We start from the raw sequence: 21240 nt of genomic DNA, 5'->3' as shown, positions 1-21240 counted from the left end.
ATTCAAGCTACTTTTTACATTTCTGTTGGTAATTTAGCTTACAATCTGAACGTCATGGAAATATTCACTATTGTCACCATTTTGACTGTACTCTCTGCCTTATTCGCGTACATCAACATTAAAGTGCTTAAGCTTCCGTTTACGATCGGCTTGATGATCATCGCCATGGTGTTCACCTTGGTGATTCTGGTGTTGGGTTACTTCGACAGTAATATCATCAAGAGCTCAAAAGCCCTCATAGGGGCCATTGACTTTGAAGAAGTGTTGCTTGATGTTATGCTGAGTTTCTTACTCTTTGCCGGTGCATTGCATACCAAGCTCGATGAATTAGCCAAACACAAAAGTCCGATCATGTTGTTTGCCACGGTAGGCGTCTTGATCTCCACCTTCCTGGTAGGCGGTATGTTCTACGGCATTAGCCTATTGGTAGGGCATGAAATTCAATTCATTTATTGCCTTCTTTTTGGAGCGCTTATCTCTCCTACCGATCCCATTGCCGTTTTGGGAATTTTAAAGGACGCCAAGGCACCGAAGAATCTTGAGGTGAAAATTGTTGGTGAATCCTTATTCAATGACGGAGTAGGCGTCGTGGTGTTTTTAGTCATCTTCTCCATAGCCCAGAGTGGTTTGGCAGAAGTAGAAGCCAGTGAAGTGGGTCTACTCTTTTTTGAAGAGGTTTTTGGTGGCCTAGGCTTAGGACTCATCTTGGGGTATTTGGGGTATCGTGTAATGAAAACGATCGATCACTACGAAACCGAGGTGATCATCACCATTGCCTTGGTCATGGGCACCTATGGATTAGCCTCCTACCTGCATTTTTCAGGACCTCTTGCCGTTGTAGTGGCGGGCATCTATTTGGGCAACAAGTCGCCAGAACAGGCCTGGTCTAAAACCACACAAAACTATGTCGACAAATTTTGGGAACTCATTGATGTTTTCCTGAACGCCCTGCTTTTTGTGTTGATCGGATTTGAGCTGCTCATCATCACCATCAATGGTGAATACATGCTTTTGGGACTTCTCGCTATACCGGTTACCCTTTTAGCACGATTCATTGCGCTTTCAGGTCCTATTATGCTCTTTAAAAAGAAGCTTGATTTTGTACCCAAAACCAATCTCATCATGACTTGGGGTGGTATTAGAGGAGGAATAAGCATCGCCCTAGCCCTAAGCATGGCACCAGAAATGGAACGAGACCTTTTTGTTACGGTGACCTATGTTATTGTCGTCTTCTCCATTATCGGACAAGGCTTAACGATCGGTCCACTAGTGAAAAAAGTATTGAAACAGAACAATCTGGATGCGTAAAGCATAACGCGAAACAAATCCCAGACGAATATAACCCGTCACGTCGCTGAGAAACTCCAAAAAACATTATATTGTAGGTGTTCAACATTTTTTAATCTGTATGAGGATCTTTTCAAGACGAATCGGCGATTGGGCACCCTTATTTTTTTGTTTGGTCATGTGCCACTGTCCATACATCTCTGCGCAAGAAGTTAATCCGGTTTACATTCAAGATTGGCGTTTAGGTGGTACAGGAAGAGATACCGATGTCAACAGCCTAAGCACCTCAGACGGAGGATTTATTTTAACAGCAAGTTCTTTATCAGGAATAAGCGGAAATAAAGAGACGGCCAATAATGGCGATGACGATTGGTGGATCATAAAGCTCAACGAGTCAGGCGACAAGTTGTGGGAAATAAACATCGGAGGCTCTGGTGAAGAAGGCTTTGAAGGTGGTGCTGCTGAAACACCAGATGGGCACATCGTTTTTACAGGAAGGACAAGATCCTCAATCTCAGGTGATATCCAGACACTCAGTCTTGGTGGCGATGACATAATGGTGATCAAGATTGACGGTCAAAATGGAAACAATACGATCCATCAAGCCTTGTGAATCGATAACGACATCCGCCGTTTTGGAAGCTGCATCTGCCTTATCCGGTGCAGTTTCTTCCTCATCACTTTTCGGCAAAAAAGGATTCTCTCCTCCTTCACGTAATATGGCGAGATAAGGTGTACGAGTAACCTGAACATTATACGAACTCATGTCTAACCAACCACTGGCCAAACCATAATCTACGCTGGCTAAGAAGTAGAGATAATCTCCTGACTCATCCCAAACCGGAGAAATAGCATCCGCCATCTCATCGGTGATCGAGATCGTTTCTTTAGTGTCGAAATGATAGGCCTTCACCATCTTGAACTGGTTGGGTTGCAACTGAACGTAGGCGATCCATTTCCCATCAGGAGACCATTCCGGATTCAAGGTACGGTCTGGATGAGCATACAGATCGGTTGCTACCTTGGTCGTTTTGCCCGTTGCTACATTTAATACCACATGGTATAATCCGTATCGGTATAGGTAATATGACTCCCATCTGGCGACCATTGCGGACGGAAATAAAAGGTTTGATTCGGTAGTGTGATCACACGTGGTTCTGTTTGACCATATTGATCACTGATCATCAACTCGTATTCTCCCTATCGATCATTGAACCAGGCAACCTGATCTCCTTTGGGAGACCAAATGGGTGCTCGATCTGCTTCATCACTTGTGGCAGTTAAGTTTCTCCAATTGCCCTCCTCCTTTGGGACGGTGATGATGTCCCCTCGAAATTCAAAAATGGCGCGCTTTCCTGTTGGAGACAACTGGGCATTCAGCAATTGCCCTGCATTGGCTTCCACCCATCGTGGAGATGCCCAGTTCATGTCGCCTTTAACCTCAATGGCCAAAGTAGTTGTCTCATTCGATACCGGATCTAATAAATGCAAGCGCCCACCCTGTTCATAAACGATTCCACCAGGACCTGCATCGAGATTCTTTACATCAAAATCGGCATGGAACGTATGCTGAACTAACTGTTCACTTTTTGGATCGTAACTCCAAATGTTGTTGGCATAGTCCCGTTCCGACAGAAAAAAGACTTTGCCCTGATGCCAAACCGGACTGGTATGGCGTTCATTATCCGTTTGAGCGGGTCTCCGTCAAGTTATAGTTCTTTAGATCAACGATCCAAATGGGTTTGGCCTGTCCTCCTCGGTAATTCCTCCATTCAGGGTCCCAGAATGAGATCTGCTGATAAGCGATCATCCGTCCATCCTCAGAAATTTGACCATCCACAGCCCTTGGGATGGGTAACTCTTCGACATGTCCCCCTTCAAGGCTAACTGTATAGAATTTAGATTCTTTGGTCGGCACGCTCTGTCTGCCCGAGCTGAATAGCACTTGACCATCCGGTGTCCATCCGGTAACATTGTCACTGCTCGGATGAAAGGTCAAGCGCTTCGGTTCGCCACCGGCACTTGGAACTACATAGACATCGGCATTCCCGTCATACTGACCTGTAAATGCGATGAACTGACCATCCGGTGAAAAATGCGGATTGGTCTCTCCGCCGATATTCGATGTGAGCCTGAAGGCTTCTCCTCCCTTTATCGGCACCTTCCAAAGATCGTTGGCATAGACAAAAACGATCTCCTCATTTGCGATCGTAGGTTGCCTCAGCAGCATGGTTTCCTGTGCAAAAACACCTAGACTAATAACCAGCAGGCCAATGAAACAGATAAAACGTTTTGAATAGTTAATCATGGTTTGCAGTTTTAAGTCATTAAACTACGCAAAATTCATCAGCGAACAGGAGTGACAATTCAAGAAAAGGCCTCGAATAAAAAGCCGGTTCTTGTTTGATGCATCACCTGAATGAACGAACTTCCACCATACCAACTGCCTCAACCATGATCAAAAAAGTGTGTGTCTATTGTGCTTCAAGCGACAATATTGATGATGATTACAAAACGGCTACCCAGGAATTGGCAAGAGCCTTAGTTAAGAACAATACCACCGTTGTGTATGGCGGTGGCGCTAGGGGCTTGATGGGTGTCCTCGCCGATACAGTACTGGAAGAAAAAGGCCGAATTATCGGTATCATGCCGCACTTTATGAAGGAAGTGGAGTTTCATCACAAAGACGTGAATGAATTCATTTTTACAGCTGACATGCATGAGCGTAAGAAACAGTTCATGGTCGGGGTCGATGCCTTAGTCACCTTGCCTGGAGGTTGTGGAACGTTTGAAGAATTAATGGAAGCCATCACGCTGAAGCGATTAGGTATTTTCACCAAACCCATTGTGATCTTGAATTACAAGGGCTATTATGACCAATTGATCCAAATGCTTGAACATTCAATCAGTGAAGGCTTTATGGGGGATATTCATCGTGACATTTGGACGATTTTTGAAGAGCCCGGAAAGGTCATTGAAGCCATCAACGGGGCAAAGCCTTGGTCAAAAGATGCCCTCAAATTTGCACAAACGTAAAAAAGGCATTCAACACCATAATCCTGCTGTTTAAGGCACTTTTCTCTTTTAAATTGCAAAAGACTGAAATTCAGTTTATCATTCAGCGATTTTTATGGGCATTTGCTTGCTTTGAAACAACGATTCATCACCATATTCCTGCTCCTTTGTTCACTACTCTGTGGTACGACAGATGCCTTCGGGCAGTTTATCGGTGAACAAGAACCCATCACGCTATATGACGAGAATCAACTCGCCATCAATCCCAATCAAGTCAAGGTGTTCAGAGATGATATGGAAAGCAAAACGCTCGAAGACATCAGGGCACTGCCCCAATCCGAATTTCTAGACCTAGATCAGATCACCTTTTTCGATCGCTCCAAGCCGCATTGGGCAGTACTCAAGTTGTCCAATGCTTCACAAGAAGCAATGCACTACGTGCTCAAAGGAGGACGAAACGCCAAGGAATCGTATTATATCATCAATGAAAACGGGGAGGTCAACCAAAAGCTCAGCGGGTACTTCACACCCATGAGACAGCGCGACATTCAACAGAATTACATCAACATGGTGAACTTGGAAATCCCTTCTTTCGAGGAGGTAGAAGTTTACGTGAAAATTGAAAGCCTTGACGGCCTTCCGGTGGCCATAGATTTTTCTCTAATCCCCAAATCACAATGGAACAAAGAACGATTACACATCAATTTATTTCACGGAATCTTCAATGGAATACTGCTTATCGTGATTCTTTTGTCCATTTTCTTTTACAGCACAACCCAACAGATCGTTTTCCTGAATCTTAGTGCCTACGCACTTTTTACCTTTGTTTACTTTTTGCATGTCAACGGTTTCATCGAATTGTTGTTCATACCAAATCAGGCCAATTCACTTGCGGCTTTTTGGTTATTGCCTTTCCTGATCGCCGCCGCATATTTCAGGTTTGCCATGACCTTCAATGAAACAAAACAGAACTTTCCATTTTGGGATAAGCTCTTTCATTACCTCTCGATTGGAAACGTGATCCTTTTTGTGCTGGCATCTGGCTACCTCCTATTGACGAATGATTACTACAACACCGTACGCGTAATGCAGCTTTTGCTATTCACTTACATCGTTTTGGGTACCGTATTTCTCTTCACCATCTACCAAAACGGGGCCTTGATCAACAAATACTTTGTGTATGGATCCATGTTTTTTATGTTCTCATCGCTGATTTCAATTGCTGGCCAGTTTCTCTACGTCAATAATGCCTTGCCTCTATTCGTTCAGGTCGGTTTTATCGTCGAGCTTTTGATCTTTAGCCTGGGTATGAGCTACAAATCCAAAAAAGAGTTTGAGGAGCATGACATCACGCAGCGTTCGTTGATCCTTCAACTACAACAAAACGATCGATTGAAGGAGGACATCAATAAGAAACTGCGTGAAGAGGTAGCCCAGCGCACTCAGGAATTGAGAATCAAAAACGTCGAACTCGTCAAGGCGAAAGAAACGGCCGAAAAAGCTACCGCATCGAAGTCGGAATTTTTATCCGTCATGAGCCATGAGATTCGAACCCCACTGAATGCCATCATCAGTTTGTCGCACATCATGGAACTCGACAACAAGGAGCAAACGATAGCTGAATACATCGATGCCTTGAAATTTTCGGCGGAGAACCTCCATTCACTCATCAATGATGTATTGGACTACAACAAGATCGAAGCCAATAAATTGAGGCTCGAACAGGTTGAATTTTCCCTGATCGATCTGCTGCGCAACATTTCGGAGATCTTCAAATATAAGGCCAAACGCAAAGGCATTGCGCTCCAAATTGAGATCGGTGAGCACACGCCTGACCGACTCATTGGAGACCCTACTCGTTTGACCCAGATCTTTAATAACCTGCTCGGGAATGCCGTCAAATTCACCAATGAAGGACATGTCACACTCAAAGTCTTTTTGGCTGGTGTGAAGGATGAAAAAGCCATGATCCATTTTGAAGTCCTCGATACGGGTATTGGAATTCCAAGCGACAAATTGGAGTTGATCTTTAATGAATTCGAACAAGCAAACAATTCCACCACCCGCGAATATGGTGGCACAGGCTTGGGCTTATCCATTACCAAAAAACTATTAGAACTGATGGGTAGCGACATTAAAGTAGATGCCGAACGGGAATTGGGCACGAAGTTCAGTTTCCAAGTACCTTTTGAGATCAACAAATCCTTTAGCATCATTTCTTACGGTGATATTCACGCAGAAAGAGAATTGAATGGCGCCAACATCTTAGTGGTAGACGACAATGACATGAACCGTTTGGTCTTGAATAGGCTATTGACGATTTGGAATGCCAGTTTTGAAGAGGCTGCTTCTGGACTAGAAGCGATTGAACTCTGTGAAAACAAAAGGTACGACTTGATCTTAATGGACATTGAAATGCGTCCTATCAATGCATTTGAGGCATATGCCAAGATTAAAGTGGATGGAAATCCCAATATCGACACGCCTATCATCGCGATGAGCGCCTATCAAACCAAAGATTTCGACCAAGACATTCACGCTACTGGCTTTGTTAGCTTTGTACATAAACCATTCGACCCGGATGAGTTGTATGAAAAGATCGTACTGCAACTGAACCAAGAAAAGGTGAATTAACGGTTTCCATCACCAGCAATAGGTCTGTTGCTGCACACTTGGCCAATTGCTTGCTTTTATTAATTTTCATCAATAAACACAAAAACATGACCTCATTCTTTCCATCATCCTTGTTCATTATTTTAATTCAGCTCGCCTTTTTATCAGGGTTTATTTATGTGGTGATCATCCTACTCAGATTAGTAAAATCGCAGGTTGAGATCAACTCCCTTAAAAAAGAAAAGCTAAAAGCCGAAATCGATCAGCTCAAGTCTAAAAATGGTCCACAATAGCCAATAATTCACTGAGCATCATTGCCGTGGCTCCCCAAACTTGATGGCCTTCCACGTCGAAATAGGGAGAATGAATGGTGTATTGCCCAAACCTCATGGGCTCCAGCCCTTGCTTGGATTCATCTCTGAGTTGTGTCAAGCTCACTTCTAGGACAGACTCAACTTCTTTTTCTTCTAAACGATACGTTGGTGACTCAGGCAGAAAGCCCACAGTGGGCAGTACTTTGAAGTTACTCGCGATGATGAAGAGTTCAGACAAAGTACCCAAAAATTCGACATGCTCTTTTCTGATGCCCACCTCCTCTTCTGTTTCCCTGAAGGCTGTTTCAATTAGATCTTTGTCTTGTTCTTCTTTTTTGCCACCAGGAAAACTGATCTGACCACTGTGATGTCCATCGTACTCCGGTCGTTTGATCAAAGGCAACCAGAGGTCGTTGTCACGCTCGAACAAGATCATCATGACCCCACCAAGTTTTGCAGGGAAATTTGGGTTTTCTTGAAAACGAGACTCTTCAATAGGACGAGGAGCCATCAATTCCTGAGCAGCCCTACCCGGAAGCTCATCATTCAAACGCCATATTAACTTTTGTTTCCAATCTTCTGCTGTTGGCATAGGAACAGATTTGTTATTTCAATAGAACAAACTAGTTTAACGATTATTCGTTTTCCTAATGAAATAATAATTCAAATGGTTCAAAAGTGCTTGGTGCTCCTTCTCCTCTTCTCAACTCCTGTCCTTGGTCAACAGGAACAGCTCAAAATGGCCAAATTGCAATACAGTGGTGGCGGAGACTGGTATGCGAATAAAACGGCTTTACCCAATCTGGCCATCTTTTGTAATGATGAGCTCAAAACCAATTTCGATCAAGGCAATTATTCTGTTCCTGTCAGTTCCCCGGAGCTCTTCGATTATGCGTTCATCTACATGACCGGGCATGGCAATGTGGTGTTTAGCTCCGCTGAAGCTGAAAACCTTCGGAATTACCTGATTTCAGGTGGCTTTTTACACATCGATGATAACTATGGCCTCGATGCTTTTGTAAGATTGGAAATGAAAAAGGTCTTTCCGGAGCTGGAATTTATCGAACTGCCCTTCGATCATGAGATCTACAGCCAAAAATTCACCTTCGATAAAGGACTTCCCAAGATCCATGAACACGACAATAAACCTCCCCAAGGTTTTGGCCTGATTTATGAAGGACGATTGGTATGCTTTTATTCTTATGAAAGCGATTTGGGGAATGGCTGGGAAGATCAGCGGGTCCACAATGACCCACAGGCCAAACGGCTGGAAGCACTTCAGATGGGTGCCAACATCATCTCCTACGCATTCACCCAAAACTAATTCTCATAAAACTAATCGATTAGTTTGTAAACTAGCGAGATAGTTTTAATATTGAAGGCTAGATGAACTGATCAGTTATGAAAGAACTTACTAAGGCGGAAGAACAAGTAATGCAAATCCTTTGGGATATTGAAAAAGGTTTTGTGAAAGACGTATTGGCGAAAATGGAAGAACCCAAACCCGCCTACAACACAGTGTCAACGATCATCCGAATATTGGAGAAAAAAGGATTCGTCGGATACAAGGCATACGGCAAAACTCATGAATACTTCCCTTTGATCGATAAAACGACCTATAGTAATTTCTACCTGAAGAACTTCTTAGGGGGGTATTTCGGAGGTTCATTCCAACGACTTGTCTCTTTCTTTGCGAAAGAAAATGACATGGACATCAAGGAGGTAGAGGCGCTGATGCGACACGTCAAAGGAGATCTTGACGACGAAAAGTAAACACGATGCAGAAGCACCCCACCATAGAACTCTTAGAATCGCTTAATGAAGCAGTGATTTACGCCTTAGAATCACTCACTTGCTTGGCGATATTCTTTCTGATCTACCATTTCTTGCTTAGAAAAGAACGTAGCTTTCATTATAACAGAGGATTTCTTTTGGTGGCACTGGTACTCTCGTTCAGCTTTCCATTGATGAATTTCAATTATGACCCGAGTCAAACACCCGGCGTCCTCAATTCGATACATCAGGTAGGCAATGGCGTCAGCGATGAACCGATCATTGAAGCACAAAAAGCCTACTCTTATACCATTACTGCTAAGTCGCAACGACCATTTTTATTGTGGTGGGAAATTCTACTCATGGTGTACGTTGTAGGTGTATTGATCAAATCATTGCAATTGTTTGGACACATCCGTTCGATCAAAGAGGTGATTTGGTACAAAAGACATAACACGCGTTACAAGGAAAACTATTTCCTCGTAAAAACGCAAGGCACATTGCCAACGTTCGCTTTTTTCAATTACCTCTTTTGGGACGATTCATTGATCTTAACTGCGCGTGAGCAAGACCAAATACTCAACCATGAAAAAGCTCACATCCGCGAAGGGCATTCCTATGATGTGATTTTTATCGAACTTTTGAAAGCCCTCTTTTGGTTCAACCCCTTGCTCTATCTCTACAAAGGCTTATTGGAAGAAGCTCATGAATATGCAGCAGATCGAGCCGTGGCGAAGCAAACAGGCGCCAGTGAATACACGAATGTGTTGGTGCGAATTGTCTTTCAAAAAATGGGCATGGACTTGGCGAGCCACTTCAATAAGAATAAAGTGCTCAAGCGGGTCAACATGCTGAAAAAAGAACGACGTGTCAGTTGGTTGAAACTTTTTATTCCTATACCTGCTGCCGCACTGCTGTTTTTCGTCTTTTCTTTTGAGCCACTTCACATCAGTAACCAAATACAGGTGGGAGAAATGGAACAAGAAGCGATGGCCAGTAATTACCAACTCACAGCGAGTCCTATTGGCGGCGTACAAGATTGGATGAATTTCATGGAGCAAACCATCCAATATCCGGAGGCTGCCCTAACAGCGAATATCGAAGGAGAGGTCAAAATCTCTTTCACAGTAAATAAACGTGGCAAGCTGGAAGACCTTTATTTCGACAAGGCATTAGGCTACAACACAGAAAAGGCCATCATCCATGCCTTGGAACGCTCAAGTCTATGGAATCCTGCTGTTGCGAATGGTGAGCGAATCGATAGCCGAATCACTTTACCCATTACGTTCAAGAAAGGCTAATACTTGCGTTTGAAGATCTCGGAGTAGATAAACGCCTTGCGTGCCGTATCCGGATTTCTTAAGTCATCGATGAATGCATGCTGAGGGGCCTCTTCTTCAAACTCTTCGAATCGTTCGAAATCTGAATCCATGGAACGATGCGATGAACGCCCTTCATTCACAACAGCTTTTGATTCTCTTCGTGGTAAAGGCCTTGTCTCTGGTACTACCGCAGGTGCCAATACTGGCTCCGGTTTTGCCTTCTCCTCTACCGTCTTTAACCCTGTGAACTCTTCAAATAATTCCTCAAACGTGGGACGTCTCTGTGGCTCTGAAGCTGGAGCAGCCGGCTGTGGTTGGCTGGACCTCGAACTGGGGCGAGATTGCTTTTTCGGCTTTTTCTTTCCCTTGGAAAAAATGAAGTAAATGACAGCAAAAAGGATATACAGAAGGGTAGAAATGTCGAAATCCATGGTATTAGCAAATCTAAGGATTTATTCTAATTTTGCTAGCTATACCCGCTGTTAGAACCGCTACTGGATGCAACTCACCAAACTCGAAATTAAGGGATTTAAAAGCTTTGGAGATCGCGTTGTGATCAACTTTGACGAAGGAATCACAGGGATAGTTGGGCCCAATGGTTGCGGCAAATCCAACGTAGTGGATTCCATCCGATGGGTATTGGGTGAGCAAAAAACGCGGATGCTTCGCTCGGAGAAGATGGAGAACATCATCTTCAATGGAACCAAAAAGAGAAAACCCACCCAGCTAGCAGAGGTTTCTTTGACCTTCGAAAACACCAAAAACCTGCTGCCTACGGAATATACGGAAGTGACGATCACCCGGCGCTATTATCGATCTGGTGAAAGTGAGTATTTGCTGAATGGCGTGAGTTGTCGTTTGAAGGACATCACCAACCTGTTCATGGATACAGGAATTGCCTCCAATAGCTACGCCATCATCGAACTGAAAATGGTCGACGACATCTTGAATGACAAAGACAATTCAAGGAGAGAGCTGTTTGAAGAGGCTGCGGGTATTTCAAAGTTCAAAAAGCGCAAGAAGGAAACACTTAAAAAGCTGAAAGACACGGATGATGATTTAGACCGTGTAGAAGATCTGCTTTTTGAGATCGAAAAAAACCTCAAGTCACTGGAAAAACAAGCCAAGCAGGCCGAGCGCTATTACCAGATCAAAGAGGAATACAAGGCAGAGAGCGTAGCCTACGCATGCAAAGCTGTAGCCGACAAAAAGGGAAAGCAGCTGAACATTGAAAAACAGCTCACCCAAGAGAACGACAAAAAGCTCGAGATCACTCAAAAAATCGCCACTCAAGAAGCGCAGATCGAGAAAGGGAAAGCGGATCTAGTGACCAAAGAAAAGCTACTGGCATCGCGTCAGCGTAGCTTGAATGAGCATGTACATAAGATCAGGCAATTTGAAAGCGATCGAAAGATCAAGAACGAACGCTTGACCTTTCTGGAGGATAAGAGTGATAACCTAAGAGAGCAACTCGAAGCCGACAAGAAAAGTAATGAGCGGGCCTCTTTCAGTTTGGATAGCCTGAAAAACGAACGAGAGACGGTAGAACAGGAAGTCAAGACCGTCGAAAAAAGATTAGCAGAATTGCGCATTGGGTACGAAGAGCAAAAAGAGATCGCCGAAAAAGATCAGCAAGCCTATCAAGTCCAAAACAGTGCCCTGGGGCAACACCGTGAACAACTCTATCAACTCAGGAAAGAGCAAGAAATCAAAGAGATCCAATTGAATGCCCTAACCACTGAGTTTGAACGCACTGAAACCGATACTACAGAGCAGGTACAACACGTTGAAAGTTTTGATAAACGTATCAGAGAGCTCGAAGTAGAACTAGAACAAAAAGAAGCCCATTTAACCAAGCGGAAAAAGGAAGAAGAAAAACACCGCAACACCACACAAAAGACGGAAGAGACCATTCAGGTGATCAGAGAAGAGCTGACCAAAGTCGGCAGGACCCTCGACGCCAAGAACAACGAATACAATCTGACCAAATCCTTGGTTGAAAACTTAGAAGGCTTTCCGGAAGCCATTAAGTTCTTGAAAAAGAAAGCCAATTGGAATAAACAGGCTCCCCTCCTGTCCGACGTCTTAACCTGCGATGAAAAATACCGAGTGACCATCGAGAATTACCTCGAGTCCTACATGAATTACTACATTGTGGACAATGAGCGCCAGGCGTTTGAAGCGGTCAATATCCTCAGCGATGCCTCGAGAGGAAAAGCCAATTTTTTCATTCTGGATGCTTTTGATCACTACGAACCCAAAAGCTCCAAGATCTTTGATAACGCCATTCCAGCAACCGAGATCGTTGAATACGACGCCAGGTACAAACGCTTGATCAGTCACATCCTCGAGAACGTCTTCATCGTAAAGGGAGGCCCTGGAGAGATCCCTATTGACGAAGAAGCCGTTTTCATCACAGAGAGTGGTAAGTATACGAAACGAAAGTTCAGTATTTCCGGGGGTTCTGTTGGGTTATTCGAAGGTAAACGGATCGGACGTGCCAAAAACCTCGAAAAGCTCCAAAAAGAGATCAAAAAACTGGAAGCGCAATCCGTTGACATCAAAGACCGTCTTGATGAGAAGCAGCGGGAATTGGCTCGGCTAAAAGCAGACACCTTTAAATCTGAGATCGATGGCTTACAGCAAGCTTACAATCAAGTCAATGGTGAGTATATCTCGATCAAGACCAAGAAAGAGCAGATCAGTCAGATGCTCTCAAACCATGCCACAAAGCGTGAAGACATCAGTAAAAATATTGCCACACTCAAAGACGAGTTGACAGCGATTCGACCTCGAATCGAAGAAGAGGAAAAAGCCTTCTCCCATTTGGAAGCCACCATAGAGGAGTTGGCTTCTAAAGCGAAAAAAGAGAACGAACTGCTTACAGAAAAATCGCAGGTCTACAATGAACAGAACATCCTGTTCCATCAAAAAGAGAATAAGCTCGAGAGCATCATCCAAGAGATCGCATACAAGGAAACGGCCTTTGAAAGCAGCAAGCAGCGCATCGAAAAGAATCATCAAGAGCTAGAAAAAAATGAAGGCGAGATCAAGCATCTCATTGCCAATTCCGAAACCAATGAGGACGAACTCATCGCCATGTACGATGAAAAAGAGAGCATTGAAAAAGGAGTCAATGAAGCTGAAAAAGCCTATTATGCCCACCGAGGTGATATCGATGTGGCAGACAAAACCTTAAGAGAATTACAGCACAAAAGAGAAAATGCAGACATGCTCTTGATGGAGCTGCAGAACAAGCTGAACGAAACGAAACTTGAGCTCAATTCCGTAAAAGAAAGGCTTTCTGTTGAATTCAATATTGACTTGGATGAGATCCTCCGTTCTTCGGTTGAAACCGAGGACGACCGCAGTGTGGAAGAACTGCAGGCTGCGGTGCTCAAGAAAAGAGACAAACTAGAGCGCATGGGGCCTATCAACCCTATGGCGATGGAAGCCTATGATGAGATCAAGCAGCGACATACTTTCATCACCGAACAACGCGATGACCTGGTCGAAGCCAAAGACTCCTTGATGACCACCATCAGTGAGATCGATACGGTGGCACGCGAAACCTTCATGGAAGCCTTTGCGAAAATCAAAGACAATTTCATTAACGTGTTTCGCTCGCTGTTCACCGACGAAGACGATTGCGACCTGAAACTGACAGACCCTGAAAACCCATTGGAATCGGCCATTGAGATCATGGCAAAACCAAAAGGAAAAAGACCATTGACCATTAACCAATTGTCTGGAGGAGAAAAAACCTTGACAGCTACTTCTCTCCTCTTTGCGATCTATTTATTGAAACCAGCCCCTTTCTGTATCTTCGATGAAGTGGACGCCCCTCTGGATGACGCCAATATCGACAAGTTCAATAACATCATTAAGAAGTTCTCGAATGAGTCGCAATTCATTATTGTCACACACAACAAACGCACCATGGCCTCTACCGATATCATCTATGGCATCACCATGATCGAACAAGGAGTAAGCCGTGTTGTACCGGTCGACCTAAGAGAGTTGGCAGATTAATGGGTTAAGGTTTATATTCGACCACAACAAAATTCACATGAGGTATTTTCTTATTTTCATGGTAGCAGCCTTCTGTGGCTGCGCCGCAAGCTCAGACATCATGCAAGACGATTCGTTATCTTTTCTCGCCTTAGGTGATTCCTACACCATTGGCGAAAGCGTTGCTGAAGACCAACGCTGGCCCGTACAATTGGCAAAAAAAATGACTGAGAATGGCATATCGGTGCAGGCACCTCGCATCATTGCCACTACAGGTTGGAGGACCGATCAGTTGAAGCAGGCCATCGAAGATGCAAATGATTTGAAAACACCTTATGAGATGGTTTCCTTGTTGATCGGCGTTAACAATCAGTACCAAGGTCGATCGGTCGAAAGTTTTGCCCCCGAATTTGAAGAATTGCTCCAAATGGCCATCGCACAAGCCGGTGGAGTCAAATCCAACGTTTTTGTCGTTTCAATTCCCGATTATGGAAAAACTCCTTTTGGGGCCGCGAAAGAAGAGGAGATCGGAAAAGCCTTAGATCAATACAATGCGGTATCAAAAGAGATCTGCGAACGGTACGATATCGCCTACTACGACATCACTCCCATTTCCAGAGAGGCAAAAACGTCACCTGAACTTGTTGCCTCAGACCGTCTTCATCCTTCAGGAATAATGTACCGACGATGGGTGGAGTTGTTCTATCAGGAGGTCATTAACCAAGTGAAGCAATGAAAAGACTTATTCTAACGACTGTTATCGCACTCTTGTGTATGACGGTGAACGCTCAAACCACCGGACCTGAAAATGGACATTTGATCATTGCCGGTGGAGCTTTGCGCGATACTGCGGTATTCAATCAATTCATTGAGCTGGCGGGCGGCAAAGGAAAAGCCCATGTAGTCGTCATTCCGACGGCAGGAGGCTATGACGTTGACGAGCAGCGAAAAGCGGGCCTGATCAAGCAATGGAAAGCCCGAGGGGCTGCTAAGGTCTCCGTTTTGCATACCACAGATCCGGCGGAAGCCAACACGGAAGCTTTTGCAGGTGTCATCGACGAAGCCGGTGGGGTTTATTTTCCAGGAGGACGTCAGTGGCGATTAGCCGACGCTTACTTGAATACCTTGGTGCATAAAAAACTAGATGATCTATTGAGTCGAGGTGGCGTGATCGGCGGCTCATCTGCGGGAGCAACTATCCAAGGCTCCTATCTCGCACGTGGTGACACTCGAACGAATACCATCATGATGGGCGATCATGAAGAAGGAATGGCCTTTGTCAAAAACATCGCGATCGACCAACATACACTGGCAAGAAACCGTCACTACGACATGTTCGAAATCATCAACACCTATCCCGAGCTATTGGGCATTGCGATCGATGAGAACACAGCCATGCTGGTTTCGGGGAATTCTTTTGAGGTGATCGGTCAAAGCTATGTCCTGATCTATGACGGTACGCATTGGGACCAAACGAAAGGAGCTTTTGTCAAAAACGCTGCTAACCAAGATCGCTTTCATTTGCTCCGCAAAGGGGGGAAATACAACATGCGGACAAGAAAAGTAGAGCGATAAAAAAAGCCTCGTTCCGAGGCTTTTTGGGTCTAGTTTGATTGTGCTTCATCCGGCAGCATGAACGGGAGCTGCACCTGAATCTTCATTTCGTCGTGACACTTAATGGCACCACCAAAATCTTCAGGAGGCTCTAATCCAAAGTCGCTAAACTTTGCCTGATCTGATTCGGCAATGATCCAAACTACACCATCTTCAATTCGAGATGTAAATTCAAACAGTATGTCAGCATTTCTACCGGCGATACTGATGTTCCCTTTGATCTTTTTCGGTCCGTTTCCGATCTTAGAAAAGCCATAGGCAAAAAAGGTAACCGTAGGATTCTCATCAGCCCTCAATACCTTATGCGCTTTTTTGCTCATGCGTTTATTGTTCTCATTGGCAATGGTCTCAGCATCTACGTTGATGATGACCCTCGATATATTGGTCAGGCTGTTTTCCTTCACAACAAGCTGTGCATCCCCTTCCAACTGAGAAGACTTTAACATCCAATCAGAGGTATTGGAAGTACCACTCAACACCATATGACCGGCGTCCGGAACAATAACATATTTTTCCTGTGCTTGTAGGGTAAGAACCACAAAACAGGAAAGAACTAAACCGACTATTCTTAATTTCTTCATGACGCTTTCCTTTTGTTGTGATGAAATTACCAGACCTATCTGGCAATTGATTTGATAGGCGTCATGCAAACGATTGACTTATGTCATGGTTTTGAAGACTTTTCCAGTACGAATTGCATCTTTAGCTGAACATCTTCGGCCGTTTTGATGGTACCGGCCAAAATACTAGGTGCCTGCATATCGAAATCTGAAAAGGTCACATCACTTTCACAATAGACAAATAGCTTTCCCTCCTTGAACTCATAGGTATAGGCAAAATCGATGTCTTTATCATAACCTGCGACATTCAAGATACCACTGGCTTCGCCGTTAGGGCCCATGTCGAAAGCAATGAAGGAGATGATTGGATTCGCCTCTGCATTCATTGTCCTATAAGCGTTCTTATTCAAGCCATTCTTTTCACTTTCCAGTGAAGTGGTTTCTAGCGTGATCACCACCTTTTTAATGCCCGTGATCTTACCGTTTTCCACATAAAGCTCAGCGTTGCCTTTTACTTGCTCAGAAACCAATTCCCAATCGTGCAGATTAGATGTACCGATCACTTGAATTTTATTTCCAGCGGCAGCTAACTCGTACTGCGTTTGCCCCAAAAGGCCAAAAGAAGAGAAAAATGCGAGAATGAATAAATAGTTCTTGAACTGCTTCATGACATAAAAATTTAAGACAACAAATTAGTAAGGTTAGGGCAAATTTCAATCCATTGTGGTCATCAAAGTGAATGACTTACCTTATGTTTTCAACATCCATGAAGTTTTCTGAACTTCATCAAACTTTTTGCCAACTGAGCGCATCATACACATGACAAGTCGAAAATGAAACAAGTAGACCTTATGCCATCATCTGATTTCCTGATCACTGCAGCACGTAACGGAGATGTAGTGGCCATCAACCAACTCATCAAATTATGGCAGAAACGCATCTACAATTTTGCATTGAAATACTTCAATGATCATGACCAGGCCATGGAAGTGACACAGAAGACCTTCATTTCGATGAACAAGAATTTGAATAAACTCAATGACAACCAACGATTTAAACCTTGGCTCTACCGCATAGCCACCAACTATTGCCACGAGGAGGTCAGACGGCAATCCAAAAAATGGGTGTTGCCTTTTATGAAGGTGCAAAAGGACAAGGACCAGCAACAGATCGCAGCGGTAGTACAAATTGGGCACCTCGGAAATCCTGAAAGTGCCTATGGTAACCAAGAACTCAAAGCCTTGCTGAAGAAAGCCTTGGGTACACTACCCGAGGAGCAGCGATTGGTCGTCATCATGAAAGAATACGAGGGGTTGAAGATTCGGGAGATCGCATTAGCGATGGATATCTCAGAGAACACGGTAAAGTCCAGACTTTATTACGCATTAGGAAGCCTCAGGCAACGCCTTGAGGAATGGAAAATCACAAGAGAAAACATTCATTATGAGCTTTAAACCAACAGACGAAGCATTGATCGCCTATTTATACGGCGAAGCTTCTCAAGAAGAGACGATAGAGATCGCTAGGTACCTCAAGGCACATCCTAAAAAAAAGGAACGCCTTCAGGCATTAAGCGATACACGCATCCTTTTGAGTGAATGGGAAGATGAAGCTCTTCCTGAAGATATGTCGGTCAACATGCCGGTTTCAGGTAAAAGTGAATGGGCTTACTGGCGTCCCTTCGTTGGAATTGCTGCTAGTTTATTACTGCTTTTGACTTTCGCCTGGCAATCCAATTTTGGCCTTAGCTATTCCAAAGAGGGATTCTTCATCGGCTATCAAGAGATCAATCAAGGTCTTTCTGAAGAACAAGTGACAGAATTGATCAGACAAGAAAAACAAGAAACCATTGATCAGTTCATGGCTTATATGCGCGAAGAGAAAGACTCATTGAATCGACAGTTCGATGTGATCCAAGCCTCGATCACTGAACAGCCTAAATTGGTCTATGCTGCCGAAAAACAAGCCTTAGTAGACGATATGCTCAACCTGAGTGAAAACTTAGAGGCGAATTACAGAGAGGTCATGCGAGAATTAGTGATCACCTTTTCAAACAATTTTGAAGCCCAACGCATCGAAGACTTACAAAGTATTCAAGCCGCATTCAATGAATTGGAAGACGCCACCATTGGCAACCAATTAGACATCGAAGATGAATTGATCAGACTTTCTGATCGACTCGATGCGGTCATCGCAAGCCTTAACAACAAATAAGCATGGTCAACAACGCAACCTATCTGATAATCACCTGGACTTGGTTTTTCGCCATGACCTCACAAGCGCAGAAGAGCAAGGCCTTTGATGCCATGGAGCGCGACAGCGAGATCACTCGAGTGGCACTTCAAAACCATCTCAACCACTGGAATGAAGCCCCGCTGCTCAATCGCGTGGAAGGAATTACTATCGCTTACCGTTCAGGCGAAGGCCTTTTCGTCGAGATTGAAACAGTCAATGCACGCATCTTTTTGGATAATCAGTCGAAATGGACTCCTACAGACGACGAGCAGCTGCTTGACACCTTTTACTCCAATGAGGTCATTGGGTTACAGCAAGATCGTCTGATGAACTGTCTATCCCAATTCATCGAAGACTTTCATAACTACTTGCCCAAAGTAAAGGCCGAGGAAGATTATCGCTTCGCTTTCAAGGTAGCTGATGCAACCGCTAACGAGTTGACCGAAGCGAATAAACGAAGACATTATCAGCTTATTCTGAGTCTCAATGCGCAATCATTGAACGAATTGATTGGACAAAATGACGCGTCAAACAAGCTAATAAAAGCATTTAAAAAAGAAGTAAAACCACTCTAAATATCAACAAATGAAAAACAACAAACGTAAAAACACCATCCTGTGTATCCTCCTACTCTCCTGCTTCGGCCTTTTTGGTCAAGTGCCTGTTGTGGTGGATGGGTATAGAGCCACATCTCTTTTTGGACAGAATGCGCAAGACCTGAGCAAGCTCCCTAAAATGGATCGCGACATTGAGATCCTTAAAAACGTGCTCAATGACATGTTCAATCAGCGCGAAAGTGACTTTTACAGCAGCTCGGTTGCAGAGGGTATTTATATCCCAAAAAAGGGTGTCATGTTCACCATGTCTAACAACAGAGGCTTTGGAGAAGTCATCATGAGAGAACAAGTGATTGCAAGACGTCAAGCCGAAATGGATGAAGAAAAAACAGTGGATGAGATCAACAAGGGGCTTGAAGAAGACCTTCGAGAAAAATCATTGCTGTTTATGGCCAACTATGCCAGCTTATTGAGCGAATTATCTTCAAGTGAACAGGTAACATTGAACATTGACTATACATTTCTTGTAGAATACAGAGTATCTGAAAAAGATAAGAATACAGCTCAATCCATCTATTTCTCTAATAGGAACGACAAGTCAAGCAAACGAATGATCAGTACGGTGAGCAAAAAGGATCTGGATGATTTCCTTTCTGGAAAATTGGACCAAAAGGCCCTTGAAGCGAAGATCAACGTCAAAACGGTTGACGCATCGGCGACTGATGCACCGGACATTAAGATCATGGCTGGGATTATGGACAACCTATTCAACAACATGGCCGATGGAAAAATCAAAAGAAGAGGCAGAACATCGTACACTTACTTTGAAGATTTTGGCCTGATGTATAACCTTAAGTTCTATCAAGGAGGTGGTGGCGCCACTACCATCACAATGTCATCCGGAGGTCAGGTGGTCAACGGTAGAGTGACCTCTACTTCATCGAGGAGGAGTTCTGGGACCACTGTAGTTACCGGCAGCATGGCCGACGAGGAAGAAAACGAGGAGGAGTTATTAGAAGCTTTTGAGGAGTTTCAGCAAACCCTTAAGGAAAACATATTAGAATATGGCAGAACGCTAAGAAGTGTGAAACCAGATGAAGTGATCATCGTTAACATAGACCTCAGCAACGGGTTCCGAAAATCGTCGTTACCCCGTAGCATCCAAATGATCATTCCAAAAAAGCTAATCGAGGATTATGCCAAAGGGGGTATCACACTTGAAAAAGCAGCAGCATCTATTGATACGAAAACCCTGAGTCAATCCAGCTCCTCAGACTTCCCGGCAGTGTTTGAAGAAAGAGCCATACAGGAAGCGTTGGAAAAAGCGGAAGAGGTGGTAAGAAAAATCCAAGGACAAAACTAGATTGTGTCACACACAAGAGCCCGGTTGGTCACCGGGCTTTTTTTATTTTCCTCTTTTTTGGATTTCACCTTTTGTTTACATTCATGCATGAAGACAGTCAAATACATCGGCTTAGGTATTTTCGTGGTTTTGGTGCTCATTCAATTCATCAATAGACCAGAACGCATTGCCTCCCCTCTTACGGAAAACGATATTATCGAAATTCTACAGGTGAACAGTGAAATGACAACTTTTTTGAAATCAAATTGCTACGATTGTCATTCCAACCAACCCCGTTACCCCTGGTACTTTAACGTAGCCCCAATTAGTTGGTCCTTGGCTGACCACATTGAAGACGGAAGAAGCCATCTGAATTTCTCAGAATGGGGCACATACTCTGAAAAGAAAAAAGACCACAAATTAGAAGAGATCATTGAAGAAGTCGAGGCTGGTGAAATGCCCTTGGCCGCTTATCGCACGATGCATCCTGATGCCCGTTTGACCCAAGCGCAATTCGACATGCTAAAGGCCTGGGTAAATGCAGAGCGCAGTAAAATCGACCTTACAGGCGAAGAATAATCATTCTTGTTAGAATGC

At 44.0% G+C, this 21240-nt stretch carries 24 protein-coding genes and 1 pseudogene; 16 read left to right on the top strand and 9 right to left on the bottom strand.

Annotation, left to right across the window (positions count from 1 at the left end; genetic code table 11):
* The first annotated feature begins 54 nt into the window (after window positions 1–54).
* Both AC2D6U_RS03225 and AC2D6U_RS03220 read left to right on the top strand, forming a co-directional pair.
* Window positions 55–1308 carry a cation:proton antiporter gene (locus tag AC2D6U_RS03225; protein WP_484719500.1) on the top strand — a complete coding sequence of 418 codons (1254 nt, stop codon included), beginning with the start codon at window positions 55–57 and terminating at the stop codon, window positions 1306–1308.
* 100 nt (window positions 1309–1408) lie between these two features.
* The gene (locus AC2D6U_RS03220) at window positions 1409–1900 is read left to right on the top strand and encodes a hypothetical protein (RefSeq protein WP_484719499.1); all 492 of its coding nucleotides are present in this window, start codon (window positions 1409–1411) and stop codon (window positions 1898–1900) included.
* Here AC2D6U_RS03220 and AC2D6U_RS03215 read toward each other — a convergent pair.
* From AC2D6U_RS03215 to AC2D6U_RS03195, 5 genes and pseudogenes are all read right to left on the bottom strand, one after another.
* Window positions 1802–2344: a hypothetical protein gene (locus AC2D6U_RS03215; RefSeq protein WP_484719498.1), complete on the bottom strand. Its 543-nt coding sequence runs from the start codon at window positions 2342–2344 to the stop codon at window positions 1802–1804. The two genes, AC2D6U_RS03220 and AC2D6U_RS03215, sit on opposite strands and share 99 nt — an antisense overlap.
* Window positions 2335–2472: a hypothetical protein gene (locus AC2D6U_RS03210; RefSeq protein WP_484719497.1), complete on the bottom strand. Its 138-nt coding sequence runs from the start codon at window positions 2470–2472 to the stop codon at window positions 2335–2337. The genes AC2D6U_RS03215 and AC2D6U_RS03210 overlap by 10 nt, the downstream gene beginning before the upstream one ends.
* 15 nt (window positions 2473–2487) lie before the next feature.
* Complete coding sequence (locus AC2D6U_RS03205; protein ID WP_484719496.1) at window positions 2488–2778, bottom strand: hypothetical protein; 291 nt, start codon at window positions 2776–2778, stop codon at window positions 2488–2490.
* Between the two features lie 33 nt (window positions 2779–2811).
* Window positions 2812–2922: pseudogene (locus AC2D6U_RS03200) on the bottom strand (hypothetical protein); the annotation flags it as partial.
* A gap of 46 nt (window positions 2923–2968) precedes the next feature.
* Window positions 2969–3595, bottom strand: a complete 627-nt coding sequence (locus tag AC2D6U_RS03195; protein WP_484719495.1) for a hypothetical protein — start codon at window positions 3593–3595, stop codon at window positions 2969–2971.
* 146 nt (window positions 3596–3741) lie between these two features.
* Here AC2D6U_RS03195 and AC2D6U_RS03190 point away from each other — a divergent pair, with 146 nt between their 5' ends.
* The 3 genes from AC2D6U_RS03190 to AC2D6U_RS03180 all read left to right on the top strand — a co-directional run bounded on the left by AC2D6U_RS03190 (window position 3742) and on the right by AC2D6U_RS03180 (window position 7208).
* Window positions 3742–4323: an LOG family protein gene (locus tag AC2D6U_RS03190; protein ID WP_484719494.1), complete on the top strand. Its 582-nt coding sequence runs from the start codon at window positions 3742–3744 to the stop codon at window positions 4321–4323.
* Between the two features lie 111 nt (window positions 4324–4434).
* Window positions 4435–6936, top strand: a complete 2502-nt coding sequence (locus tag AC2D6U_RS03185; protein WP_484719493.1) for a hybrid sensor histidine kinase/response regulator — start codon at window positions 4435–4437, stop codon at window positions 6934–6936.
* Window positions 6937–7022: 86 nt separating this feature from the next.
* Window positions 7023–7208 (top strand): hypothetical protein, encoded by a 186-nt coding sequence (locus AC2D6U_RS03180; RefSeq protein WP_484719492.1) that lies wholly within the window; start codon window positions 7023–7025, stop codon window positions 7206–7208.
* Here AC2D6U_RS03180 and AC2D6U_RS03175 read toward each other — a convergent pair.
* Complete coding sequence (locus AC2D6U_RS03175) at window positions 7189–7821, bottom strand: NUDIX hydrolase (RefSeq protein WP_484719491.1); 633 nt, start codon at window positions 7819–7821, stop codon at window positions 7189–7191. The two genes, AC2D6U_RS03180 and AC2D6U_RS03175, sit on opposite strands and share 20 nt — an antisense overlap.
* Window positions 7822–7896: 75 nt before the next feature.
* Here AC2D6U_RS03175 and AC2D6U_RS03170 point away from each other — a divergent pair, with 75 nt between their 5' ends.
* The 3 genes from AC2D6U_RS03170 (at window position 7897) to AC2D6U_RS03160 (ending at window position 10303) form a co-directional block, all read left to right on the top strand.
* Window positions 7897–8553 (top strand): DUF4159 domain-containing protein, encoded by a 657-nt coding sequence (locus AC2D6U_RS03170; protein ID WP_484719490.1) that lies wholly within the window; start codon window positions 7897–7899, stop codon window positions 8551–8553.
* Between the two features lie 77 nt (window positions 8554–8630).
* Complete coding sequence (locus AC2D6U_RS03165; protein ID WP_484719489.1) at window positions 8631–9002, top strand: BlaI/MecI/CopY family transcriptional regulator; 372 nt, start codon at window positions 8631–8633, stop codon at window positions 9000–9002.
* A 5-nt stretch (window positions 9003–9007) separates the two neighbouring features.
* Entirely contained in the window at window positions 9008–10303 is a 1296-nt protein-coding gene (locus AC2D6U_RS03160; RefSeq protein ID WP_484719488.1) for a M56 family metallopeptidase, read from the top strand.
* Here the strand turns inward: AC2D6U_RS03160 and AC2D6U_RS03155 are convergent.
* A complete protein-coding gene (locus AC2D6U_RS03155) occupies window positions 10300–10755 on the bottom strand; it encodes a hypothetical protein (protein ID WP_484719487.1) in 456 nt (151 codons plus the stop codon). The two genes, AC2D6U_RS03160 and AC2D6U_RS03155, sit on opposite strands and share 4 nt — an antisense overlap.
* A 67-nt stretch (window positions 10756–10822) precedes the next feature.
* Between AC2D6U_RS03155 and smc the strand changes: the two genes are divergently transcribed.
* The 3 genes from smc to AC2D6U_RS03140 are packed head-to-tail and all read left to right on the top strand — an operon-like array spanning window position 10823 to window position 15910.
* Window positions 10823–14356: a chromosome segregation protein SMC gene (smc, locus tag AC2D6U_RS03150; RefSeq protein ID WP_484719486.1), complete on the top strand. Its 3534-nt coding sequence runs from the start codon at window positions 10823–10825 to the stop codon at window positions 14354–14356.
* Window positions 14357–14393: 37 nt separating this feature from the next.
* A complete protein-coding gene (locus tag AC2D6U_RS03145; protein ID WP_484719485.1) occupies window positions 14394–15071 on the top strand; it encodes an SGNH/GDSL hydrolase family protein in 678 nt (225 codons plus the stop codon).
* The gene (locus AC2D6U_RS03140) at window positions 15068–15910 is read left to right on the top strand and encodes a cyanophycinase (protein ID WP_484719484.1); all 843 of its coding nucleotides are present in this window, start codon (window positions 15068–15070) and stop codon (window positions 15908–15910) included. Before AC2D6U_RS03145 ends, AC2D6U_RS03140 begins: the two co-directional genes overlap by 4 nt.
* A gap of 29 nt (window positions 15911–15939) precedes the next feature.
* Here AC2D6U_RS03140 and AC2D6U_RS03135 read toward each other — a convergent pair whose 3' ends face one another.
* Together AC2D6U_RS03135 and AC2D6U_RS03130 are read right to left on the bottom strand one after the other, a co-directional pair.
* Window positions 15940–16530: a hypothetical protein gene (locus AC2D6U_RS03135; RefSeq protein WP_484719483.1), complete on the bottom strand. Its 591-nt coding sequence runs from the start codon at window positions 16528–16530 to the stop codon at window positions 15940–15942.
* 83 nt (window positions 16531–16613) lie between these two features.
* Window positions 16614–17177: a YceI family protein gene (locus tag AC2D6U_RS03130; RefSeq protein WP_484719482.1), complete on the bottom strand. Its 564-nt coding sequence runs from the start codon at window positions 17175–17177 to the stop codon at window positions 16614–16616.
* 165 nt (window positions 17178–17342) lie between these two features.
* On the opposite strand from AC2D6U_RS03130, the gene AC2D6U_RS03125 reads away from it, so the two are divergent.
* The 5 genes from AC2D6U_RS03125 to AC2D6U_RS03105 all read left to right on the top strand — a co-directional run bounded on the left by AC2D6U_RS03125 (window position 17343) and on the right by AC2D6U_RS03105 (window position 21222).
* The gene (locus AC2D6U_RS03125) at window positions 17343–17963 is read left to right on the top strand and encodes an RNA polymerase sigma factor (protein WP_484719481.1); all 621 of its coding nucleotides are present in this window, start codon (window positions 17343–17345) and stop codon (window positions 17961–17963) included.
* Window positions 17953–18723 (top strand): anti-sigma factor family protein, encoded by a 771-nt coding sequence (locus tag AC2D6U_RS03120; RefSeq protein WP_484719480.1) that lies wholly within the window; start codon window positions 17953–17955, stop codon window positions 18721–18723. Before AC2D6U_RS03125 ends, AC2D6U_RS03120 begins: the two co-directional genes overlap by 11 nt.
* 2 nt (window positions 18724–18725) lie before the next feature.
* Window positions 18726–19319 (top strand): hypothetical protein, encoded by a 594-nt coding sequence (locus AC2D6U_RS03115; RefSeq protein ID WP_484719479.1) that lies wholly within the window; start codon window positions 18726–18728, stop codon window positions 19317–19319.
* Between the two features lie 10 nt (window positions 19320–19329).
* Window positions 19330–20664 (top strand): hypothetical protein, encoded by a 1335-nt coding sequence (locus tag AC2D6U_RS03110; protein WP_484719478.1) that lies wholly within the window; start codon window positions 19330–19332, stop codon window positions 20662–20664.
* Window positions 20665–20751: 87 nt separating this feature from the next.
* Window positions 20752–21222, top strand: a complete 471-nt coding sequence (locus tag AC2D6U_RS03105) for a heme-binding domain-containing protein (RefSeq protein WP_484719477.1) — start codon at window positions 20752–20754, stop codon at window positions 21220–21222.
* Window positions 21223–21240: the final 18 nt, after the last annotated feature.

The organism is Roseivirga sp. YIW32 (assembly GCF_057219245.1).
This window is presented reverse-complemented; position numbering and strand designations above follow the sequence as displayed.